This is a genomic window from Bradyrhizobium sp. (assembly GCF_004799445.1).
GTDB lineage: Bacteria > Pseudomonadota > Alphaproteobacteria > Rhizobiales > Xanthobacteraceae > Bradyrhizobium.
This window is the reverse complement of sequence record NZ_SSNA01000058.1, coordinates 26,805-47,078: the sequence shown is the minus strand read 5'-3', so window position 1 is coordinate 47,078 and position 20,274 is coordinate 26,805. Positions and strand designations below refer to the sequence as shown.

Annotated in this window: 21 protein-coding genes; 11 read left to right on the top strand and 10 right to left on the bottom strand. The window is 62.9% G+C overall.

The window, feature by feature from the left end; genetic code table 11:
* A partial coding sequence (locus E8A46_RS07315; RefSeq protein WP_291559123.1) for a YbfB/YjiJ family MFS transporter occupies positions 1-1,100 on the bottom strand: 1,100 nt, incomplete at its 3' end.
* 534 nt (positions 1,101-1,634) lie between these two features.
* On the opposite strand from E8A46_RS07315, the gene E8A46_RS07310 reads away from it, so the two are divergent.
* From E8A46_RS07310 to E8A46_RS07300, 3 genes are all read left to right on the top strand, one after another.
* Positions 1,635-1,859 (top strand): hypothetical protein, encoded by a 225-nt coding sequence (locus E8A46_RS07310; RefSeq protein ID WP_291559122.1) that lies wholly within the window; start codon positions 1,635-1,637, stop codon positions 1,857-1,859.
* A gap of 194 nt (positions 1,860-2,053) precedes the next feature.
* Positions 2,054-4,306 (top strand): DNA topoisomerase IV subunit A, encoded by a 2,253-nt coding sequence (gene parC, locus E8A46_RS07305; protein WP_291559121.1) that lies wholly within the window; start codon positions 2,054-2,056, stop codon positions 4,304-4,306.
* 220 nt (positions 4,307-4,526) lie between these two features.
* On the top strand, positions 4,527-5,354 hold the full coding sequence (locus tag E8A46_RS07300; protein WP_291559120.1) for an N-acyl homoserine lactonase family protein: 828 nt from the start codon (positions 4,527-4,529) through the stop codon (positions 5,352-5,354).
* Between the two features lie 30 nt (positions 5,355-5,384).
* Here E8A46_RS07300 and E8A46_RS07295 read toward each other — a convergent pair whose 3' ends face one another.
* The 7 genes from E8A46_RS07295 to E8A46_RS07265 form a co-directional block, all read right to left on the bottom strand.
* Positions 5,385-5,867: a hypothetical protein gene (locus E8A46_RS07295; RefSeq protein WP_291559119.1), complete on the bottom strand. Its 483-nt coding sequence runs from the start codon at positions 5,865-5,867 to the stop codon at positions 5,385-5,387.
* A gap of 137 nt (positions 5,868-6,004) precedes the next feature.
* Positions 6,005-6,238: a hypothetical protein gene (locus E8A46_RS07290; RefSeq protein ID WP_363251271.1), complete on the bottom strand. Its 234-nt coding sequence runs from the start codon at positions 6,236-6,238 to the stop codon at positions 6,005-6,007.
* 59 nt (positions 6,239-6,297) lie between these two features.
* A complete protein-coding gene (locus E8A46_RS07285; RefSeq protein WP_291559118.1) occupies positions 6,298-7,467 on the bottom strand; it encodes an MFS transporter in 1,170 nt (389 codons plus the stop codon).
* 18 nt (positions 7,468-7,485) lie between these two features.
* Positions 7,486-8,847 (bottom strand): NAD(P)-binding domain-containing protein, encoded by a 1,362-nt coding sequence (locus tag E8A46_RS07280; RefSeq protein ID WP_291559117.1) that lies wholly within the window; start codon positions 8,845-8,847, stop codon positions 7,486-7,488.
* 49 nt (positions 8,848-8,896) lie between these two features.
* Positions 8,897-9,211 carry a metalloregulator ArsR/SmtB family transcription factor gene (locus E8A46_RS07275; RefSeq protein ID WP_291559116.1) on the bottom strand — a complete coding sequence of 105 codons (315 nt, stop codon included), beginning with the start codon at positions 9,209-9,211 and terminating at the stop codon, positions 8,897-8,899.
* A 13-nt stretch (positions 9,212-9,224) separates the two neighbouring features.
* On the bottom strand, positions 9,225-9,812 hold the full coding sequence (locus E8A46_RS07270; RefSeq protein ID WP_291559115.1) for a hypothetical protein: 588 nt from the start codon (positions 9,810-9,812) through the stop codon (positions 9,225-9,227).
* Positions 9,813-9,880: 68 nt separating this feature from the next.
* Positions 9,881-10,192 carry a hypothetical protein gene (locus tag E8A46_RS07265; RefSeq protein WP_291559114.1) on the bottom strand — a complete coding sequence of 104 codons (312 nt, stop codon included), beginning with the start codon at positions 10,190-10,192 and terminating at the stop codon, positions 9,881-9,883.
* A 90-nt stretch (positions 10,193-10,282) separates the two neighbouring features.
* Between E8A46_RS07265 and E8A46_RS07260 the strand changes: the two genes are divergently transcribed.
* From E8A46_RS07260 to E8A46_RS07230, 7 genes are all read left to right on the top strand, one after another.
* Complete coding sequence (locus tag E8A46_RS07260; protein ID WP_291559113.1) at positions 10,283-10,651, top strand: metalloregulator ArsR/SmtB family transcription factor; 369 nt, start codon at positions 10,283-10,285, stop codon at positions 10,649-10,651.
* Positions 10,644-11,183 carry an arsenate reductase ArsC gene (locus E8A46_RS07255; RefSeq protein ID WP_291559112.1) on the top strand — a complete coding sequence of 180 codons (540 nt, stop codon included), beginning with the start codon at positions 10,644-10,646 and terminating at the stop codon, positions 11,181-11,183. Before E8A46_RS07260 ends, E8A46_RS07255 begins: the two co-directional genes overlap by 8 nt.
* Before the next feature lie 5 nt (positions 11,184-11,188).
* Positions 11,189-12,247 (top strand): ACR3 family arsenite efflux transporter, encoded by a 1,059-nt coding sequence (gene arsB / locus E8A46_RS07250; RefSeq protein ID WP_291559111.1) that lies wholly within the window; start codon positions 11,189-11,191, stop codon positions 12,245-12,247.
* Complete coding sequence (gene arsC / locus E8A46_RS07245; protein WP_291559110.1) at positions 12,244-12,651, top strand: arsenate reductase (glutaredoxin); 408 nt, start codon at positions 12,244-12,246, stop codon at positions 12,649-12,651. Before arsB ends, arsC begins: the two co-directional genes overlap by 4 nt.
* Before the next feature lie 207 nt (positions 12,652-12,858).
* A complete protein-coding gene (locus E8A46_RS07240) occupies positions 12,859-14,313 on the top strand; it encodes a tetratricopeptide repeat protein (protein ID WP_291559109.1) in 1,455 nt (484 codons plus the stop codon).
* Positions 14,314-14,456: 143 nt separating this feature from the next.
* Positions 14,457-15,716 (top strand): adenylate/guanylate cyclase domain-containing protein, encoded by a 1,260-nt coding sequence (locus E8A46_RS07235; protein ID WP_291559108.1) that lies wholly within the window; start codon positions 14,457-14,459, stop codon positions 15,714-15,716.
* Between the two features lie 72 nt (positions 15,717-15,788).
* Positions 15,789-16,154 (top strand): cupin domain-containing protein, encoded by a 366-nt coding sequence (locus E8A46_RS07230; RefSeq protein WP_291559107.1) that lies wholly within the window; start codon positions 15,789-15,791, stop codon positions 16,152-16,154.
* Between the two features lie 147 nt (positions 16,155-16,301).
* Here E8A46_RS07230 and E8A46_RS07225 read toward each other — a convergent pair whose 3' ends face one another.
* Together E8A46_RS07225 and E8A46_RS07220 are read right to left on the bottom strand one after the other, a co-directional pair.
* Positions 16,302-17,558: an MFS transporter gene (locus E8A46_RS07225; protein WP_291559106.1), complete on the bottom strand. Its 1,257-nt coding sequence runs from the start codon at positions 17,556-17,558 to the stop codon at positions 16,302-16,304.
* 226 nt (positions 17,559-17,784) lie between these two features.
* Positions 17,785-18,561, bottom strand: coding sequence for a class I SAM-dependent methyltransferase (locus E8A46_RS07220; RefSeq protein ID WP_291559105.1), 777 nt, complete (start codon positions 18,559-18,561; stop codon positions 17,785-17,787).
* Between the two features lie 224 nt (positions 18,562-18,785).
* On the opposite strand from E8A46_RS07220, the gene E8A46_RS07215 reads away from it, so the two are divergent.
* Entirely contained in the window at positions 18,786-20,171 is a 1,386-nt protein-coding gene (locus E8A46_RS07215; RefSeq protein WP_291559104.1) for an Nramp family divalent metal transporter, read from the top strand.
* The last annotated feature ends 103 nt before the right edge of the window (positions 20,172-20,274 follow it).

Here is a 20,274-nt window from a genome sequence, read left to right as displayed (position 1 = left end):
GGAGGGTCTAGACTAGTAACTGTTTTCGAAACCTTCTGCTGCGAACGTGCAAGAAAGGGATGCCCGCCTGCATTCAGTCCGTCTCGCTCAACCGCTTGTAGCGGAAACCGAATCCCTGTTCGGCCATCAGCGGCAATTCCGGCCATCAGCGGACCGGCACATTGCCCGATACCGAACAAGACCGTCAGACGCCCGATGTTCGCCGTCCACAGTCGCGGAGCACGCGCTCGGCGCACGAAAGCCGTGACTGCCGCGGGTCCAGCCGTCAACGATGCACCGAACAGGACGGCGGACACGAAGACAGGAAGTAGCCCTCCGATCATCACAGGAGCCGCGGCGCCCACCGCGCACATCGAGAGCACCACAGCCAATTGCCGGCCCCCGCGCAAACGGGCCAACAACCGTTCCCAACCAAATCCCGCTGCAAGGCAGCTGAGGCCGAGCAGTGTCCAGAACGCCGAAATGACATCGCCGCCAAATCCCTCTCCTCGGAGGTAGGCTACGATGAACGTCATGTAAGCGATGTAGCCCGCCCCGAAGAGAAGATATGAGATCGAAATCCAGATCAGCGGCGGTCCCTGCTCGTCGGCCTGCCGGTGCTGCTCCCCTGATTCGGCGAACTTACCCCGCCCGCGAACGGCTGGTAGCGCAAGAAGCGCTGCAAGCGCCGAGGCCGTTCCCAGCATTTCCCAGCCCACACGCCATCCCTGAGGACCGTCTGAAAGGACGATTGGAACAATCGCGCTCGATAATGCGATCCCGAGTCCTGCGCCCCCAAAATAAATCCCGATCAGCAGCGACTGACGCTCCCGCGACATTCCCGAGGCCTCCCTGGCCGCGATCGCTGCGCCGCTTACGAAGGCCGGTGCCCCGAAAAGCCCAGCTGTGAAGCGAAGAAGCAACAGAGCGCCCATACCGTCGGTCAGGCCGCAGGCGAACAGCGATGCTGCTGTGCCGAACACACCGATCGCAAAGAGTTGCCGCTCGCCCAGGTGCGCACTGATGCGCGCCGTCAGCAGAGCGCCGATCAAATATCCCGCGGCATTGGCCGTGTTCATGGCGCCAGCTTGCGAATACGACCAGCGCAGATCGGCCTGCATGGCTGGGAGAAGAAGTGCGTACGCAAAACGGGCCAAGCCGTTCACGACCAAAGGCGCGACCGCAAGACTAGTCGCTGTGACGAGCAAAGCACGAAGACTCCCGGTCGACCCCGCAATGTCCCCCTTGTCGCTCTTCCCTAACTCTAAGTGCATGATGGTCATTCCACGTTGACTTTCGGCCGAAGCAGCAATTGCGACGCCGCATCAGCATCCTGTCGTTCTCACAACTATTGAGAGAGTTTCATCAATACCATTGACAGGGCCATGGCCCAGCCCTGGCGCTGCCCAAACGCCCGATCACCCGATTCGCGGCTTGCCTGATTCACCCCAAAAGTTTAACCCGTCTCCATGGGAAAGCGACTGAACCCAGAGCATGCTTGATAAATCAACCACTTACGGCAGCGACTGGAAAACTTTCGTATCCCAAAAACCCGCATAACATCGGCACTTCTGAAATACTGGAAAACTTTTTGGTGCAAGAAAACCCGCCAATTGGAGGGTTTTTGGAAGGGCTTTCGGACGGCCCGTGGTGCGTTGAGCAGGGCATCAGGCAACCCGTTTCCGCTTCTCTGTCACCCGCTGCGCGTTGTTGCCGATCTGTTAGCGATCGTCATAGGCTTCGCGCTTTTCCATCGCCGTCTCGGCCAGCTTGATCTGCTTGGCCTGTTCGCAATAGCGCTAGGTTTGCCTTTTGTCCTTGTGACCCAAGATGGCTGCGATTTGCTGCGGGCATCCGGCATAGGCTTATGCCGCTATTGAAGTGCGGGCAGGGCACGCAATCACCCGGCGCGGTCAAAAAGCTAAGTCTGCGCGCGACTGTCCTTGCGGTCGGATAACTGGTCTGAGGCGTTGACTGGTAGCGACCGACGCAGATAAACCGCGAACGGACGCTGAACCTCACTGGAAAACCGTACTGGAAAGCCCGGCCTAAGTCATTGAAAGCACTATAGACCATGGGAAAGACACTGATTCCGCCAGAGCCGGCCGAAATCCACGAGGTCGGACTGCGCGATGCGCTTGAAGAGCGCTACCTCGCCTACGCGCTCTCGACCATCATGCACCGCGCGCTGCCTGATGCCCGCGACGGGCTGAAGCCGGTGCACCGGCGCATCCTCTACGGCATGCGGCTGTTGCGGCTCGACCCCGGCACGCCGTTCAAGAAATCCGCCAAGATCGTCGGCGACGTGATGGGCTCGTTCCATCCGCATGGCGATCAGTCGATCTACGACGCGCTGGTGCGCCTCGCCCAGGATTTTTCCTCGCGCTATCCGCTGGTCGACGGCCAGGGCAATTTCGGCAATATCGACGGCGATAACCCCGCCGCCTACCGCTACACCGAAGCGCGCATGACCGAGGTCGCGCGGCTTCTGCTCGAAGGCATCGACGAGGACGGCGTCGAATTCCGCGCCAATTATGACGGCCAGTCGAAAGAGCCGATCGTGCTGCCCGGCGGCTTTCCGAACCTGCTCGCCAACGGCGCGCAGGGCATCGCGGTCGGCATGGCAACCTCGATCCCGCCGCACAACGCCGCCGAACTCTGCGACGCCGCGCTGCATCTGATCGACAAGCCCGAGGCGAAGTCGAAGACGCTGCTGAAGTGGGTGAAGGGCCCGGATTTCCCGACCGGCGGCATCATCGTCGATTCCAAGGAGAGCATCGCCGAAGCCTATATGACCGGGCGCGGCTCGTTCCGTACCCGCGCCAGATGGGTGCAGGAAGAGGGCGCCCGCGGCAGCTGGGTCGTCGTCATCACCGAAATTCCATGGTTGGTGCAGAAATCCCGGCTGGTGGAAAAGATCGCCGAACTGCTCAATGAAAAGAAGCTGCCGCTGGTCGGCGACGTCCGCGATGAATCGGCCGAAGACATCCGCCTTGTGATCGAACCGAAGTCGCGCGCGGTCGATCCGGAACTGCTGATGGAATCGCTGTTCCGGCTGACCGAGCTGGAAAGCCGGATTCCGTTGAATCTCAACGTGCTGGTCAAGGGCCGCATCCCGAAGGTGCTCGGCTTGGCCGAATGCCTGAGAGAGTGGCTCGACCATCTGCGCGACGTGCTGCTGCGCCGCTCCAACTACCGCAAGGAGCAGATCGAGCACCGGCTCGAGGTGCTCGGCGGCTATCTGATCGCCTATCTCAACATCGACAAGGTGATCAAGATCATCCGCACCGAGGATGAGCCGAAGCCGGCCCTGATCAAGGCGTTCAAGCTGACGGAAATCCAGGCCGACGCCATCCTCAACATGCGCCTGCGCTCGTTGCGCAAGCTCGAGGAATTCGAGATCCGCACCGAAGACAAGAATCTTCGGGCCGAACTCAAAGGCATCAAGGGCATTCTCGGTTCCGAATCCGAGCAATGGTCGAAGGTCGGCGAGCAGGTGCGCAAGGTCCGCGACCTGTTCGGGCCGAAGACGCCGCTCGGCAAGCGCCGCACCCAATTCGCCGACGCGCCCGAGCACGATCTCGCCGCCATCGAGGAGGCTTTCGTCGAGCGCGAGCCGGTCACGGTGGTGATTTCCGAAAAGGGCTGGGCGCGCACGCTGAAGGGCCACGTCGCCGATCTGTCCGGCCTTGCCTTCAAGACCGACGACAAGCTCGACCATGCGTTCTTCGCCGAGAGCACTTCGAAACTCCTGGTGTTCGCCACCAACGGAAAATTCTACTCGCTCGATGTCGCAAAACTGCCGGGTGGGCGCGGCCATGGCGAGCCGATCCGGATGTTCATCGACATGGAACAGGACGCGGCGATCGTGTCGCTGTTCGTCAACAAGGGCGGCCGCAAGTTCCTGATCGCGAGCCATGAGGGCCAGGGATTTATCGTCAACGAGGACGACTGCGTCGGCAATACCCGCAAGGGCAAGCAGGTGCTGAACGTCGAGATGCCGAACGAGGCCCGTGTGGTCACGACCGTCGCGGGCGATATGGTCGCCGTGATCGGCACCAACCACAAGATGGTGATCTTCCCGATCGATCAGGTGCCGGAAATGGCGCGCGGTCGCGGCGTGCGCTTGCAGAAATACACCAGCGCGGGATTGTCCGACGTCACCACCTTCGATTCCAAAAGCGGCCTGACCTGGAAGGATTCAGCGGGGCGCGACCAGAGCCTGACCTGGAAGGAACTGTCCGACTGGCGCGGCAACCGGGCCGATGCCGGCCGGCTGGCGCATGGTTTGCCGAAGTCGAACAAGTTCGGGCGCGGGGTAGAGTAGGGGCGCATTCCAGCGCATCGCGTCGCGGGAATTCCTTCGTACCCCGGGATGACGAAGTCCGTTTTCGTGGCTCGACCTGGAAATCATGCCTGACGGCCGCAGCCGGCATGCCCCCAATCCGGGGGCTCAACGGTTTCGCATTCACCATTGTTTGCAAGGCTGCGGACGCGATAAGGTGGTATCCAATACGCCGAAACGCGGACGTCCGGGGAGGAACAGAATGTATCGAGCAGTTGGTTTGGTGGCCGCGCTCTTGTCGGTTGCGCTGGTCGATGTCGCCCAGGCGCAATCGGAAAAACCGGGCGTCGAGAAGCTTTACATCCTCAATTGCGGCGAGGGCGTCGCCGGCGATATTTCGCGATGGTCGCCCGGGCTCAACGAAGGCAAATCGATGGACTTCGTCGACAATTGCTATCTCATCAAGCATGCCCAGGGCTGGTTCCTGTGGGACACCGGCGTGATGGACTCGGTCGCGGCGATGCCCAATGGCCTGGCGCCCGCCGACCCGAAGGCCGTCACCTGGCACCGCCCGAAAACCCTGGCCGCGCAGCTCGAGCAGCTTGGGGTCAAGCCATCTGACGTCAAGGCGATGGCGGTCTCGCATACCCATCCTGACCATATCGGCAATATCGAGATGTTCCCGACCACCATGCTCTATGTGCAGAAGGCCGAGTATGAATGGCCCGGCGCCAACAACGCGCCCCGGTTCAAGCCGGAGCATCCCGTGACCAAGCTCGAAGGCGATCGCGACGTGTTCGGCGACGGCAGCATCGTCATTATCTCGACGCCCGGCCACACGCCGGGTCACCAGTCGCTGCTGGTGAAGCTGCCCAGGACCGGCGAGGTGGTGCTGACCGGCGATGCCGTCCACTTCAAGAGCAACTGGGACAACCGCGGCGTGCCGACCAACAATTTCAGCAAGGAACAGACGCTGGCCTCGATGCAGAAGATCTCGGACACGCTGACGAAGGATAAGGCGCAGCTGTGGATCAACCACGACCGGGCGCAGCGCGACACCCTCAAAATGTCGCCTGAGTTCTACGACTGAGCGAGCCGGCCGCACAGAATGCCATGGGGATCAGCGGCGCGCAGGCTTGCTGCGGCGCAAGAGAATTGTCAACGCCGCGAGTTGGGCGACGAAAGCCATCACCTGGTTCACGGCGCGCAGATTGCCCCAATACCAGAATCCCTCGAACGCCCGCTGCAGAGTAGCTGGATCGCCCAAGGCTCGAATGCCAAGCATTATGGGTGCTGCCTTCACCGTCAAGACCAAGCCGCCTGCCGCGAACAGGACAGCGGCATAGAGTGGAAACACAGCCGCGCGTGGGACGCTTCGATCGAAATGAAACATGATCGCCGCGGCCAGCGTCAGCAGCGCCCCGCCAAAGGCTTCGGCCGGATACAGGATGAGGCCGTTGCCGAGATCGGCATGCCGGCTAAATTCGGCCCATGAGGTAGCGCCGATCTGCTGCCACGCCGGCATGGCTACGAACGCGCGGTCGATATTTCCGCCCGCCAGCAGACCGGACACGAAGGTCGAGAGGATCAAGAGGAGACGCATGATTGCGATGCTCGCTTCGCATGTCCGCCGCGAGCGTAAGGCAAAGCGGTTGCTCTGCGCAACGGCGGGAGAGCGATCACTTCGCCGCGATGGCCTCGATCACGATCATGAAATCCGCGCCGTATAGTTTCGATACCTCAATTCCGAGGCACGGTGACGGGCGGGGGACCGAGGCCGATCGGCTTCTTGGGCCGCAACGTGCCGACGTAGAACGACAGCCCGGCCACCAGCACGAGTGCGATGAAATAGGCCGCATAGGCTTGCGGCGGCGTGGTCGCCCAGCGCGCAAAACTTCGGATCGTGGCGGCAGGGCCGGTCTGGTTTTCCATGCGGCGGTATTGCTCGAAATGGTGCGCGATGGGAAGAGGCAAGTGGTTGGAGGAGGAGTGTCAATCGGGCGAGGCCGCATCGTGCCGCCCGGTCTTCGTGTTCACGGCGGTGTCGGTTGCTGCCGCAGCAGGCAGAGCGCCAGCAGCGCGGAAAGGCTGAGCGCGGAGGAGACGATCAGGATGCGGCTCCCCATCACGTCGATCAACAGACCGAATGCCAGCGGCGCGGCGGCCTGTGCCATCCGCGCCGGCGCGCCGACAAGGCCGAGGCGATAGCCGTAATTCTGCGGACCGAAGATCGCCAGCGGCAGCGTGCCGCGCGCGATCGTCAGGATGCCGTTGCCGGCGCCGTGGAAGATGGCGAATGCGCTTGCTGCCGCTCCGCCCGCCAGCGCGACGATGGCGGCGCCAATGGGATGCGTCAGGCAGGCAAGCCGGGTCGACACCAGCGGGTGATAGCGGCTGAGAAAACTCGCTTCCACGATGCGGGCCGCCACCTGCGCCGGGCCGATCAGCGCGCCGGCCGATACCGCCTGCAAGGTCGTCGCGCCCGCGGCTTCAAGAATGCGCGGCAGGTGCGCCGCCATCGCGCCGGTGACGCTCCAGGCCGCGGCGAAGGCAAAGGCGAGCAGGATCATGGTTCGATCGATCGGGATGTGCGGTTTGATCGAAACGGCTGCGGCCGCCCTGGCGCCCTTCACCGCCGGCAACATGAAGAAATTGATCGGCAGGCCGATCAGGATATGGGCCAGCGCCCAGGCAAAGCAGGTGTTGCGCCACCCGATCGCCTCCAGCCCCCACGCGGTCAGCGGCCACCCGACCGTGCTGGCGAACCCCGCGATCAGCGTGATGCCGGTGATGGCCCGGCGCGCGGTGTCGCCATAGATCCGCCCCAGCGCGCCGAACGCGGCGTCGTAGAGGCCAAATCCCATGCCGATGCCGAGCAACAGCCAGGCGGCGATCAGCACCGGGATCGAGGTGGTAACACCAAGCAGCCCCAGTCCGGCGGCCAGCGTCAGATTGGACATCGACAGTACCGGCCGGCCGCCAAACAGATCGATCTGCCGGCCGACGCGCGGGCCGAGCACCGCCGAGATCACCAGCGAGCCTGAGAACGCGGCGAAGATCCAGTTCGAGGAGACGCCGAGGTCGCGCGCAATGGGATCGGCGAGGATCGCCGGCAGATAATAGCTCGAGGCCCACGCCAGCGTCTGCGTGGTGCCGAGCGCCAGGATGATCGGAAGCTGGCGAGCGGTTGCCTCAGGCGCCATCAAAATCCCTTGCCGGCGTCATCCGCATCCGCACCCTGTCTTGCCTTGCTGCCCGGCATTTGCATCGTCAACGCTGCAGGCGTCAACATCCGATAATGCCGGTCCACCACAGCAATTATTCGCATCGGGCGCGGCCGATCGGTTGCAAATGCCGGTTTCCGGCAGCACCAGTTCGACGCGTTCCGCCGCATTGCGATCGCCGGCGATGTCGGCGGCAATCGAGCGAACCTGTTCGTATCCGGTGATCATCAGGAAGGTCGGCGCGCGTCCGTAGGATTTCATGCCGGCGAAATAGAAACCGGGTTCGGCCTGCGCCAATTCCCGCGCGCCGTGGGGCCGCACCGTGCCGCAACTGTGTTCGTTCGGATCGATCAGCGGCGCCAGCGCCACCGGGCATTCGATCGCGGGATCCAGCGCGATGCGAAGTTCGCGCACGAAATCCAGATCCGGCCGGAAACCCGTCGCGACAATGAGTTTGTCGACGGTGACGTGACGACCGCAGCAGGCCGCGCCGGCGCCGACGATGAGGCGAGGGCCGTCGGCGGTCACATGCGTGACGCGAAATCCGCTTTCCAGCTTTATTTGACCGGCGGCAACCAGCGCGGCGAATGCGGCGCCAAGCTCGCCACGGGCGGCGAGCTTGTCGTTGGCGCCGCCGCCGAAGGCCTTTGCCGGATCGTCGCCCCGCAGCAGCCAGATCGGCCTGGTTTGCGGCGCCTGTTGGGCGAGCCGCGCGAGATCGGTGAGCGTTCCGATCGCCGAATGTCCCGCGCCGAGCACGGCGACCGATTTGCCGGCATAGCGCGCGCGGTCTTTGCCCAGCACATCCGGCATGCCGTAAGCGATCTTGGCCGCGGCCTGTTGCTCGCCGATGGCGCGGAGACCGTTGGCGCCGGCCGGATTGGGCGAATGCCAGGTGCCGGAAGCGTCGATGACGGCATCTGCCCGCAAAACTCTTGGGCCTTGCCCGTTCTGGTAGCTAATTTCGAACGGCGCGGCTTCGCGGCCTTTGGTCTTGAGCTTGTCGAAGCCGACGCGGCTGATATCGGTGACGCGGCTGGAAGTGCGAATGTGGCTCGCCAGAGTGGTCTTGTTGGCGAGCGGTTCAAGATAACGCTCGAGCAACTCGGCGCCGGTCGGGTACTGGTCGGGTTCGGGAGAATTCCAGCCGGTTGGCGCCAGCAGGCGAGATGCCGCGCGGTCGATGTTGTATTCCCAGGGCGAGAACAGCTGGACGTGCCCCCATTTGCGCACCGCATGCCCGGCGCCGTCGCCGGCCTCCAGCACGATCGGCCGAAGGCCCCGCTCAAGAACATGCGCGGCGGCGGCCAGACCGACCGGGCCGGCGCCGATGATTGCCACCGTCTTGGCTTCGTTCATGGCATCCTCCTATGAAACTAGAATCATCGAAATGAGGGGCGCGAGAAAACTACGCCGCGGTCTTGCTGTCCTTGCCTTCGGCGTCCGCGCAGCACTCGGCAACCAGGAAATCCACCAGCCCCTGCATCACCGCGTAGTTGGCGTGACACACGAGCGTGGTTGCATCGCGGATCTGTGTGACAAGGCCCACCACCACCAACGCCTTGATGTGATGGGACAGCGTCGAGGGCGCGATTTTCAGTTTGTCCTGCAGGCGGCCGACGGGCAGCCCGGCGGCGCCCGCGCGAATCAGCGTGCGGTAGATTTTGAGCCGGGTGGGATTGCCCAGCGCTTCGAGATGTGCGGCGGCGTCATCCAGTTTCATGACGGCAAGATTTTCACGTCCCGGCAATTCTGTCAATTGATAATTCTAGAATAACAGAAATATGAGGAAGCTGGCCGGTAGATCGGTCCGGCTGACGTACCAGTGGATGCCATAATAGCGCGCGGACGATCAGGGGAATCCCGACGACCAGCGGCAGCAGCCAATACGCCATCGGAGGAAGCTGCTTCCAGAGCGGCAGGCTCTTGCCATTGTCCACGTAGAACGCAATCAGAAGCAGAACGTAGGATGCGCCCATTCCAGTGATGTGCAGCCTGGGCCAATGGCGCCAGCGCTGCCGTCTGGCCTGTCGGCCCAAACAGGCCGCGGAAAACGACAACGCACCAAGGACAAACAAATGGTAGTCGTGCGCCCAGCGCACCGCGACGAGGCTGGTCGTGGTCAGGAACACAGCGGCCAAACACCAGAAATAGATCGTGCCGCTGCGGGGATGGCGGCCGGCACGTTTCTCACTCAGCATCGCAATCGCGCCGCTGATCACGCAGGCGAGTCCGAGCAGGATATGAACGCCGACGACGGTCAGGAACACCGGATTGGTAGAGGGAATCTCGATCCCTGCGATTTCAGTGATTGCATCGCCCATGCAGTTTCCCGCTCCGCGCTATGGGTCGCGCGGCGCGAGACTTTAGCCGCGCCGAGGGAGTACGCCAATCAATTGCCTTTGGCTCTCTCGCTGATGGTCAATCCGACAGCGAGCATCGCGATGCCGCCTGCGACGGCACCCGTCAACGATTCGATCGTGAATACCTCGGCGGTCGTGGGTACGTTCAAACTGCCGCTGCCCGTTACCACCGTGACGGCATAGGTTTGCAGAAGCAGCCCGCTCAACCCGCCACCAGCCAGGCCCACCAGACTGTGGCCCCAAAAGCCGAATCGATGCTCATGGGCCGCTGCGGCGGCGATATGGGCGCCGATCAGGCCGGCAATGATCTGGATGACCAGGTTGGCAAGGGTCCATGCCATATTGCTGTTTCTCCTTCTGGATCAGGTTCGGCCGCCTGAAAACCGGCCGGCGGGCTTGACAGAGGGAATCATATCCATAACTCTGGATATATGGAATCCGAAAATGCCATCCTGGCGCTGGCCGCGCTGGCGCAATCGACCCGGCTGGACGTGTTCCGGCTATTGGTGAAACACGAGCCGGAGGGGCTTGCGGCCGGCGACGTCGCGCGGGCGCTGGCGGTGCCGCAAAACACCATGTCGTCGCATCTTTCGATCCTGTCGCGCGCCGGACTGGTTTCGGCGCAGCGCTTTGGCCGCTCGATCGTCTATCGCGCCGATCTCGCCCACCTTCAGGCCGTCATGCTGTTCCTGCTCCGGGATTGTTGCGACGGCCGGCCTGAAATCTGCGCGCCGCTGATCGAGGACCTCACGCCCTGTTGTCAGCCGAAGCCGAAGAGGAAGGCCCCAACCCATGTCTGAGACAGCCCCTGCGCGCATCTTCAACGTTCTGTTCCTGTGCACCGGCAACAGCGCACGCTCGATTCTGGCGGAAGCGATCCTGCGCAAGCATGGCCGCGGCCATTTCCGCGCGTTTTCCGCAGGCAGCCAGCCGAAGGGGAAGGTGAACCCGCTTGCGATCAAGGTGCTCAAGAGCCTCGATTATCCAACGGCAGATCTGCGCTCGAAGAGTTGGGAGGAATTCGCAGGCCCCGATGCGCCGGTGATGGATTTCGTTTTCACGGTTTGCGACAACGCCGCCGGCGAGTCATGCCCGGTGTGGCCCGGCCAGCCGATGACGGCGCATTGGGGCATTGAAGATCCGGCCGAAGTCGAGGGCACGGATATTCAGAAGGAGGCCGCGTTCGTGGCGGCGCTGCGCTACCTCAAGAACAGAATAGCCGTCTTCACGAGCTTGCCGCTCGGCAGCATCGATCGACTGTCACTGGGGACGCGGCTGCGCGATATCGGCCGCGGCGAGGGCGCCAGCGTGTCGCGCCCGGACGTGGCGTAACCGCCATGAACCTGTTCGAACGGTATCTCTCGCTCTGGGTGGCGCTCTGTATCGTGGCGGGCGTCGCGCTCGGGCATCTCTTGCCCGGGCTGTTCGCCGCGATTGCCAGCGCGGAAATCGCCCGGGTCAATCTGCCGGTGGCCGGGCTGGTCTGGCTGATGATCATTCCGATGCTGCTGAAGATCGACTTCGGCGCGCTCGGCCAGGTCCGCGAGCACTGGCGCGGCGTCGGCGTCACGCTGTTCATCAACTGGGCGGTAAAGCCGTTCTCGATGGCCTTGCTGGGCTCGCTGTTCATCGGCCACCTGTTCGCGCCGTGGCTGCCATCGGCGCAAATTCCGTCCTATATCGCCGGCCTTATTCTGCTGGCGGCGGCACCCTGCACGGCCATGGTGTTCGTGTGGTCCAACCTGTGCGAGGGCGAGCCGCATTACACCTTGAGCCAGGTCGCGCTCAACGACGTGATCATGGTGTTTGCGTTTGCGCCGCTGGTCGGCCTGCTGCTCGGCGTCGCCTCGATCACCGTGCCCTGGGCAACGCTGCTGATCTCGGTGGTGCTTTATATCGTGGTGCCCGTCATCGTCGCGCAGCTATGGCGGCGTGCCTTGATCAATGCCGGGCCGATAGCGCTGCCACGAACGCTGCATGTGCTGCAGCCGGTTTCGCTGGTCGCGCTGCTGACGACGCTGGTGATGCTGTTTGGTTTTCAAGGCGAGCAGATCATCGCCCAGCCGCTGGTGATCGTGCTGCTGGCGGTGCCGATCCTGATCCAGGTCTATCTCAATGCGGGACTTGCCTATTGGCTGAGCCGGCGCTTCGGCGTGGCCTGGTGCGTGGCCGCGCCGGCGGCGTTGATCGGCGCCAGCAACTTTTTCGAACTCGCGGTCGCAGCCGCCATCAGCCTGTTCGGCCTCAATTCCGGGGCGGCGCTGGCCACCGTGGTCGGGGTGCTGGTCGAGGTGCCCGTGATGCTCTCGGTGGTCTATCTGGTGAAGGCGTCGCGCGGCTGGTATGAGGCCGGTAGCGGGGCCGCCGTTGCCGTCAACAAGGAAGCGCCGACATGAGCGTGACGATCTATCATAACCCCGCTTGCGGCACCTCGCGCAACACGCTGGCGATGATCCGCCAGAGCGGCGAAGAGCCAGAGGTGATCGAGTATCTGAAAAACCCGCCGGATCGCGCGCGGCTGATCGAACTGATCAAGGCGATGGGAATTTCCGTTCGCGCGCTGCTGCGGGAGAAGGGTACGCCCTATGCGGAGTTGGGGCTTGCCGATCCCAAATGGAGCGACGACGAGTTGATCGATTTCATGCTGGCGCATCCGATCCTGATCAACCGGCCGATCGTGGTGACGGCGAAGGGGACAAGATTGTGCCGGCCGTCGGAGAAGGTGCTCGATCTGCTCGATCATCCCGCGGAAAGTTTCGTGAAGGAGGATGGCGAGGTCGTCGCGCGAGCGACGCCTTGAGGTGGAGCACGCCTTGAGAGCCATGGCCTTCGTCGGTCGGATTGCATGAGGTCGCGTGGAATCCACGCCGGCGCCGCCTCTGCCTCTGGGCAGAGCTTCAGATATTGTCAGCTATCTCTTCGTTAGGAGTTGGGCTTATCATTGAATTGATTCGCGTCGTCCAGGCAACGATACGTTGGTCGATCTCAATTCCAAAGGACGTATGCAATGAGCCGGCCTCGGCCTCGTGCCAAAACCGATGAGCAGAGCAGAACAAAGCGCTCGCTGACCGATCTGTACGACGCAGCCTCGCGCCACTTTTTGTCCAAACGATATGGACCGGCCGAAGACCGCTGTCGGCAGGCATTAGCGCTTGATCCGAGGCACGCGAATTCGCTCCATCTTCTTGGTTTGGTCCACGGGGAGACCAACAGGCTGGATTTGGCCGTCGATCTGATCGCCTCGGCGATCAGATGCAATCCGAATAATCACGAATATTTCTTGCATCTCGGGGATCTGCTTCAACACCAGAACAAGTTGGATGAGGCCAGAAAAAGCTTCGACCTCGCGATCAAGCTGGCTCCGAATCTGGCCGTGGGCTGGATCAGATTGGGAAACCTTCTGCGAATACAGCGGCGATACGACGAAGGGTTGCTAACCTATGAGCATGCTTTTACGCTCGATCCCGACAATGCGGAGGCAGCAGCTCTGAGCGGCGGCGTCTTGCTCGAATTACGCCGGTATGAGGAGGCGCTCGCCAAGTGCGATCTTTCGCTGGCCATTTCCCCGGATCAGGTTGAAGTTCTCTGTGTCAAAGGTGATTGCCTGCGCAATCTCGGTAGGGCTGCAGAGGCCGCGGCTATCTATCGGCGGGCCTCCGAGTTGGCGCCGGACCGTGCGTCTGTCTGGCGGTTGCTTGGAAAAGTGCACGAGCAACTCGGGGATCGTGACGGCGCGATCAAGGCCCTACGCCGAGCGCGTGAAATAGATCCTTCCGATCCGCTCGGTGCGAGCGTCGAATTGATGCGGCTGGGTGCTGACGAATTGTCGGAAATGCCACCCGCCTATGTGCGTGTGCTGTTCGATCAATATGCAGCTACATTCGACTCCGTGCTGGTGGAGGCTCTTGGATATCGCGGACCCTCTGTGTTGTTCGAGGCGGTGCTGTCCGCGTGCCAAGCGCATCAGAAGCCGGCCAATTTCAAACACGCGATCGATCTCGGTTGCGGTACAGGACTGGTGGCGATCGCCTTTGCTGAAATGGTCGATCAATTCGTCGGCATCGACCTTTCGCCGGGTATGATCGAAAAGGCACGCGCCAGGGGTCTCTACGCCGAGCTTAAAGTGACCGATATGCTGGAGGGTCTGCGCACAACGCCTGACTGCGGCGTAGACCTCGTCCTCTCCGCCGACGCGATGATCTATGTCGCCGATCTCTTTCCGGTTCTGAAGGAAGCGAGCCGTGTTCTGGCTTCCGGCGGCCTTTTGGCTGTCACCTTGGAAAGGCACGACGGCGACGGCTTTATTATGGGCGAGGGCAGGCGCTACGCTCATAGTGCCTCTTATGTGCGCGCGTCGATCGAGGCAGTCGGTCTTGTGGTGTTACAGCTTGAACTGCACTCGGCCCGTCACGAGAGAGGCGTGCCCGTGCCGGGCCTTGTGGTCGTTGCGGAAAAATCGTGACTTATTCACTAAGTAAGCGGCACGGCCGTTAAAAGTCTTGGCGCCGCATTTCGTGAAGGAGGATGGCGAGGCCGTTGCGCGGAAGAAACCCTGAGCATTGCGGCCAGGCTTTCGCCGGGCGCGATAGCGCGGCATAATATCGTATGGAACTTAAGCCGCGCCTCGATCTGGTGAACTGGCTGGTCAGCCAGGGGCTCACCGGTTTGCCGGAAAACGACCTGATCCGCGGCTTTTGCGAGCGCTGCCGGGCGTCCGGCCTCGAGCTGTCGCGCGGCCTGGTTTTCATCGACACCCTGCACCCGATTTTTGAGGGGCGCGGATTCCGCTGGAACGATACCGAAACCAACGAGAGCGACACGTTCGAATACGGTCCGACCGGCGAGGGCGATGCGGCGAAAAACTGGCGACGCTCCACCTTCTTCCACATGCTCGAACACGGCCATGACGAGCTGCGGATCGATCTCGCCGACTGTGCCTCGCTCGACTTCTCGATGGTTTCCGAGCTGGCGGAAAAGGGCCACCGGCATTTCGTGGCCTTTGTGCATCGGTTCGGCGAAGCCGGCACCATCGGCCAGATGGACTGCGTCTATTCCTATTGGGTGACCCGGCGCGCTGACGGTTTTGGCGCGCAGGGCCTGTCGGCGCTGCGCGATCTGGTGCCGGTGCTGGGGCTGGCGATCAAGTCGGCGGCCCAGGTGGATATCGCGCGAACGCTGGGCCGGGTCTATCTCGGGCGCGACGCCTCCGAGCAGGTCTTGCGCGGGCGGATATCGCGCGGCGTCACCGAGCGGATCAATTCCGTGCTGTGGTTTTCCGACCTGCGGGGGTCAACCGCGATCAGCGAAAGCGTCACGCCCGACGAAATCATCCCATTTCTCAACGATTACGCGCAAGCCGCGATCGATGCCATCCATGAAGCCGGCGGCGACGTGCTCAAGCTGATCGGCGACGGCGTGCTGGCGATGTTCACTGGCGAGGACCTCGCGGCCGCCAGACGCGCGGCGCTGCGGGCCGAGCATCGTTTCCGGCACAACGTGACCTCGCTCAACGCCCGCCGCGCCGAGGAGGACCGACAAACGACGTCGGCCTATGTCGGGCTGCATGTCGGCGAGGTGTTTTACGGCAATATCGGCAGCGAGGACCGGCTCGATTTCACGGTGGTGGGGCCGGCGGTCAATGAGGTCAGCCGCATCGCCTCGATGTGCCGCTCGGTCGATCGCGAACTCCTGGTCTCATCAGCCTTTTGCACTGGCCTCGACGCAGCCGGGCGCGGTTATCTGGTCTCCACCGGCCGGTTTGCGCTGCGCGGCATCGGCCGCGCGCAGGATCTTTACACCCTCGATCCCGACATCGCCGCCGATGAGGCCACGGCCGGTGGCTACGCAAATTATCTGGCGACATGAATCGCCGAAAGTTGACTCTACGGCGGTCGTTGCGGGCGGCATAATCACACCATCATTCGGTGGAGAAGCGGCATGAACTACCAGGCGATCAACTTCGGCAAAAAGTTCGGATTGTTCGACGAGCAGTGGCAGCCGAAGGTCATTGCCGAGATGAACGACTACCAGTTCAAGATCGTGAAGCTGCGGGGCGACTTCATTTGGCACGATCATGAGGATACCGACGAGGCATTCATCGTGCTGGAGGGAGTTCTTAGGATCGATTTTCGCGACGGCGCGGTGCAGCTGTCGGCCGGCGAAATGTTCGTCGTCCCGAAAGGTGTCGAACACAAGCCCTATGCCGAACACGAGGTCAAATTATTGCTGATCGAACCGCGGGGTGTGCTCAATACCGGCCATCAGGGCGGAGATCGCACGGCCGCGAACGATGTCTGGATTTGAGTGGATTTGATTCATCGAGCGGCTAAATCGCTTTTGCGCATGGCGTCGAGTCCAAAAGACGTCGATGGTCGGGCATAGGCAAGCGGAAGCGACGCCGTCCTTCGGACGGCTGTGCCTGGCCATGATGAACGGAAACCTGTGTGTTCCTCAGCAGGCCCGCGACGCCGTCGCCGCGTCGCCCACCATGTCCGGCTGCCGTGGCAGCGAGACCGCCGGCGACATCAGGATCACCAGGGCCTGTGCCGCGAAGATCGCGACGGCGAGATAGAGGCATGCTTCCGCGCCGTACAAGCCGCCGACAACCGCGCCGAGGGCGGCGCCGACCGGCCGCGCGCCGTAGCTCATGATGTTGATCGCGGACACCCGGCCCAACAGCCGCGGCGGCGTCACCGATTGCCGCAGCGTCGTGGTGGAGATCACCCACAGGATCGGGCCGACCCCGAGCAGGAAGAAGCTCAGGCCCGCCAGCGCAGGCGAAGGAATGAGTGTCGTCAGCGCCATCACGCCGGCCGCGACGAAGCCGGTGACCGGTCCAAGCCCGATCACGGTGCCGAAGGCGAACCGCCGCATGATCCGCGTCGCCAGCAGCGCGCCGACCACCATGCCGACGCCGTACATCGCAAGGGTCGTGCCGACGCCTGTCGCCGTCAGTCCGAGACGGCGCACCGCATAGGGCACGAACACGGCCAGCAACAGGAACGACCCGGTGTTGAAGATGAACTGCGTGACGAACACCGGCCGCAGCAACGAATGATGCAGGACGAAGACCGCGCCTTCCCGGATTTCCTGCAGCGGATGGCGCCGTGGCACGGGGGCGCGGGCCGGCTCGTAAATCCCGGATAACAGCACCACGGCCATCACCGAGAGTGCCGCGGCAAATCCAAACGCTGGTGCCGCGCCCAGCCATCCCACCAGAACGCCGCCGAGCGCCGGTCCGGAGGCAAACGCGACGGTGCGCGCCAGTTCGATCCGCGCGTTGGCGGTGGGCAAGAGCTGCGGCGTCACCAGCGAGGGCACCAGCGCCGGCGCCGCCACGCTGTAGACCACCGTTCCGCACACAGCGACGAAGCCTGCGAAAGCGAGCAGCGGAAGCGTCAGCCGGTCGAGACCAATCAGCAGCAGGATTGCGAGCAGCGCGATGGCGCGCAGGGCTTCGGCGCCCGCCATCAACCAGCGCCGCGAGATGCGGTCGGCGAGCAGGCCGGCGGGAATGGCGAACAGGATGAACGGCAGCGTCAGCGCGGTCTGCAACAGGCCGGTCTGGCCTTCGCCGACGCCAAGCATCAGCACCGCGACGATCGGAGCTGCGGCGAGCGCGACCTGTTCGGCCGATTGGGCGGCGAGATTGGACCAGGCGAGCCGGTTGAAGGTCGGCGGCAAATGCAGAGTTTCGGTGGCGGTCATGACAAATTCCTGAATTGTCGATTTGACCGTTACACTCGCGCCGCGCGAGCACGGAAGCCACCCGCTTTCCGATCAGCTGGAGCATGATCCGGAAAAGTGGGAACCGGTTTTCCCTCGCGACAAACGCGAAAGCGTTTGCGCGGAGATCGTGCTCAAACAAAGAGATAAGATCGTGATCCGATTCAACCTGATCGGATCATGATCTGGAGACGCCGAGGTTCCCCTGCTATAGCGCCAGGCCCCAAGCCTCCGGCAACGTACGAAACGCCAGATGCATGCCGTCGCTAAGCGCGGCGGTCTTGAACCCGTGGCGGGCCCAGGCCAGGTTCAGCGCGTACTTGGTGAAGATCGAGACATGGCCGTTGCGCGGCCCGACATACCACCACGACAGGCCGTGATTGTCGAAGTCCGCGGGCTGCGTGAGCGTCGAATAAAACACCGCGCCGGGCTCGGCGACATAATCGGCGATCCGGGCAATGCCGGCGAGAGGGTCGGGCAGGTGTTCCATCGTCTCGAAGCACGTCACCAGATCGAATTTCCCGTTTGGCGGGCAGGCATGTTCCGGCACCATCGGATCGTAGGTCACGGCCTCCATAAAACCGCTGGCGCGAAGCGCTGAACAGAACACGTCGTTGCCGCCGCCGTAATCCAGCACCCGCATTTGGGCCTTGTGGCCGGCCCAGAGGTTGGCGACCATGCCTGCATTGGAGTTCGGCCGCACGGTTTTGTATTCCGGATCGAACAGGTGGTAGTCATCGTTGTAGATGTGGGTCTTGAACTGATCCTCGCTCCAGTCATCGAACGCATCGGTGAAGAGAAAGCCGCACGCCGAGCAGCGGCGGTAATAGACCGGCACCCCTGACAGGGGAGGGCGGATGCCGCCGGGAATTTCACAGGGGCGATGCAGATCGACGACGCCGTAAAGTTCTGCGGGGCCCTGACAAATCTTGCACGATGATACCGTCGCCGATGCCGGCCTGAGGCCGAGCTGGTGAGAATTCATGGCGACACCTCCAAGCCCGCATCGCCACGCGCCTTCAGGCACCTGGACGCGGTCTCCGTTGCACACGGATCGCGACGGCGAGTCAGTGGCGCACCGCGCCCCATCAAGGATTAGCCATGGCTAATTTTTCGTTAATTGGCGGTATGCTCGGGTTCCGGGGCAGGCTTCCTAGATGCAGTTGCAAATGAGTTGCAATAAAAGAAAATATCGGCCATCCTGACGAAATGGACGCACGATCCTCTGATTTGGGCCCCGATTCCCTTCCCAAGGGGGCTACTGGTGCCCCCGTGGAAGCCTCCGGCTGGCGCGGGGAACGGGGGGTGCCGTCCCTGGCGGGCATGTTCGCGTCGGTCAGGACAGCGAAGCAGGGGCCGTTCTGGCGCAAGCTGCTGGCGTTTCTCGGCCCGGGCTATCTGGTCGCCGTTGGCTATATGGATCCCGGCAACTGGGCGACCTCCCTCGCCGGCGGGTCCAAATTCGGCTACGCGCTGTTGTTCATCGCGCTGTTGTCCAATGTGATGGCGATCGTGCTGCAGTCGCTGTGCACGCGGCTCGGCGTCGGCGCCGGACGCGACCTCGCCCAGGCCTGCCGGGATGCCTTTCCGCGCTGGGTGTCGTTGCCTCTGTGGCTGTCGGCGGAGGTCGCCATCACCGCGACCGATCTGGCCGAGGTGATCGGCACCGCGATCGGCCTCAACCTGCTGTTTCATATTCCGCTCGAGATCGGCGTCATCATCACCGCGGCCGACGTATTCCTGATCCTCGCACTGCAGGCGTTCGGCTTTCGCTGGATCGAGGCGTTCGTCGTGGCGATGCTGGGCGTGATCGCGGCGTGTTTTGCCGTGCAGATTGCGATGGCCGATCCGGACTGGGGCGCGGTGCTCCGGGGGTTTGCGCCGACGTCGGACATTCTGGCCAACCGCGAGATGCTGTATCTGGCGCTCGGGATTCTCGGCGCCACCGTGATGCCGCATAATCTCTATCTGCATTCCGGGCTGGTGCAGACCCGCGGCTATGGCGATACGATCGAGGACAAGCGCGAGGCGATCAATCTGGCGAACATCGATTCCGCCATCGCGCTCTGCCTGGCCTTGACCATCAACGCTTCGATCCTGATCCTGGCGGCGGCGACGTTTCATCGGGTCGGCAGGATCGATGTCGCCGAGCTCGACCAGGCCCATGCGTTCCTGGCGCCATTGCTCGGCTCGACCCTGGCGCCGACGCTGTTTGCGATCGCGCTGCTATGCTGCGGGCTGAACTCGACCATCACCGCGACGCTATCGGGTCAGATCGTGATGGAGGGGTTTCTCAATTTGCGCATCGCGCCATGGCTGCGGCGGCTGGTGACGCGGGGCATCGCGATCGTGCCGGCGGCGGTGGTGACGATCTGGGCCGGCGAGAAGGCGACGGGTCAGCTCTTGATCCTGAGCCAGGTGGTACTCAGCCTGCAACTGCCGTTCGCGGTGGTGCCGCTGGTGGCGTTCACCGCAAGCCGCCGCAAGATGGGAGCGTTCGTGGCGCCGCGCTGGCTGACCGTGCTGGCGACGGTGACGGCGGTTGTGATCATCGCGCTGAACGCGAAACTGGTGTGGGATTATGTGAGGGGGTGAGGGTTGCGGGATGCAGCAATACAAACCGGTATCATCGCCCGGCTTGACCGGGCGACCCAGTATTCCAGAGACGGTGGTGATAAATCGAGAAGCCGCAGCGTAC

What these genes read in the sequence shown, in the direction of transcription:
- parC (WP_291559121.1), top strand. Translation starts at nt 2,054, where the DNA reads ATGGGAAAGACACTGATTCCGCCAGAGCCGGCCGAAATCCACGAGGTC.
- E8A46_RS07300 (WP_291559120.1), top strand. Translation starts at nt 4,527, where the DNA reads ATGTATCGAGCAGTTGGTTTGGTGGCCGCGCTCTTGTCGGTTGCGCTG.
- E8A46_RS07295 (WP_291559119.1), bottom strand. Translation starts at nt 5,867, where the DNA reads ATGCGTCTCCTCTTGATCCTCTCGACCTTCGTGTCCGGTCTGCTGGCG.
- E8A46_RS07285 (WP_291559118.1), bottom strand. Translation starts at nt 7,467, where the DNA reads ATGGCGCCTGAGGCAACCGCTCGCCAGCTTCCGATCATCCTGGCGCTC.
- E8A46_RS07280 (WP_291559117.1), bottom strand. Translation starts at nt 8,847, where the DNA reads ATGAACGAAGCCAAGACGGTGGCAATCATCGGCGCCGGCCCGGTCGGT.
- E8A46_RS07275 (WP_291559116.1), bottom strand. Translation starts at nt 9,211, where the DNA reads ATGAAACTGGATGACGCCGCCGCACATCTCGAAGCGCTGGGCAATCCC.
- E8A46_RS07270 (WP_291559115.1), bottom strand. Translation starts at nt 9,812, where the DNA reads ATGGGCGATGCAATCACTGAAATCGCAGGGATCGAGATTCCCTCTACC.
- E8A46_RS07265 (WP_291559114.1), bottom strand. Translation starts at nt 10,192, where the DNA reads ATGGCATGGACCCTTGCCAACCTGGTCATCCAGATCATTGCCGGCCTG.
- E8A46_RS07260 (WP_291559113.1), top strand. Translation starts at nt 10,283, where the DNA reads ATGGAATCCGAAAATGCCATCCTGGCGCTGGCCGCGCTGGCGCAATCG.
- E8A46_RS07255 (WP_291559112.1), top strand. Translation starts at nt 10,644, where the DNA reads ATGTCTGAGACAGCCCCTGCGCGCATCTTCAACGTTCTGTTCCTGTGC.
- arsB (WP_291559111.1), top strand. Translation starts at nt 11,189, where the DNA reads ATGAACCTGTTCGAACGGTATCTCTCGCTCTGGGTGGCGCTCTGTATC.
- arsC (WP_291559110.1), top strand. Translation starts at nt 12,244, where the DNA reads ATGAGCGTGACGATCTATCATAACCCCGCTTGCGGCACCTCGCGCAAC.
- E8A46_RS07240 (WP_291559109.1), top strand. Translation starts at nt 12,859, where the DNA reads ATGAGCCGGCCTCGGCCTCGTGCCAAAACCGATGAGCAGAGCAGAACA.
- E8A46_RS07235 (WP_291559108.1), top strand. Translation starts at nt 14,457, where the DNA reads ATGGAACTTAAGCCGCGCCTCGATCTGGTGAACTGGCTGGTCAGCCAG.
- E8A46_RS07230 (WP_291559107.1), top strand. Translation starts at nt 15,789, where the DNA reads ATGAACTACCAGGCGATCAACTTCGGCAAAAAGTTCGGATTGTTCGAC.
- E8A46_RS07225 (WP_291559106.1), bottom strand. Translation starts at nt 17,558, where the DNA reads ATGACCGCCACCGAAACTCTGCATTTGCCGCCGACCTTCAACCGGCTC.
- E8A46_RS07220 (WP_291559105.1), bottom strand. Translation starts at nt 18,561, where the DNA reads ATGAATTCTCACCAGCTCGGCCTCAGGCCGGCATCGGCGACGGTATCA.
- E8A46_RS07215 (WP_291559104.1), top strand. Translation starts at nt 18,786, where the DNA reads ATGGACGCACGATCCTCTGATTTGGGCCCCGATTCCCTTCCCAAGGGG.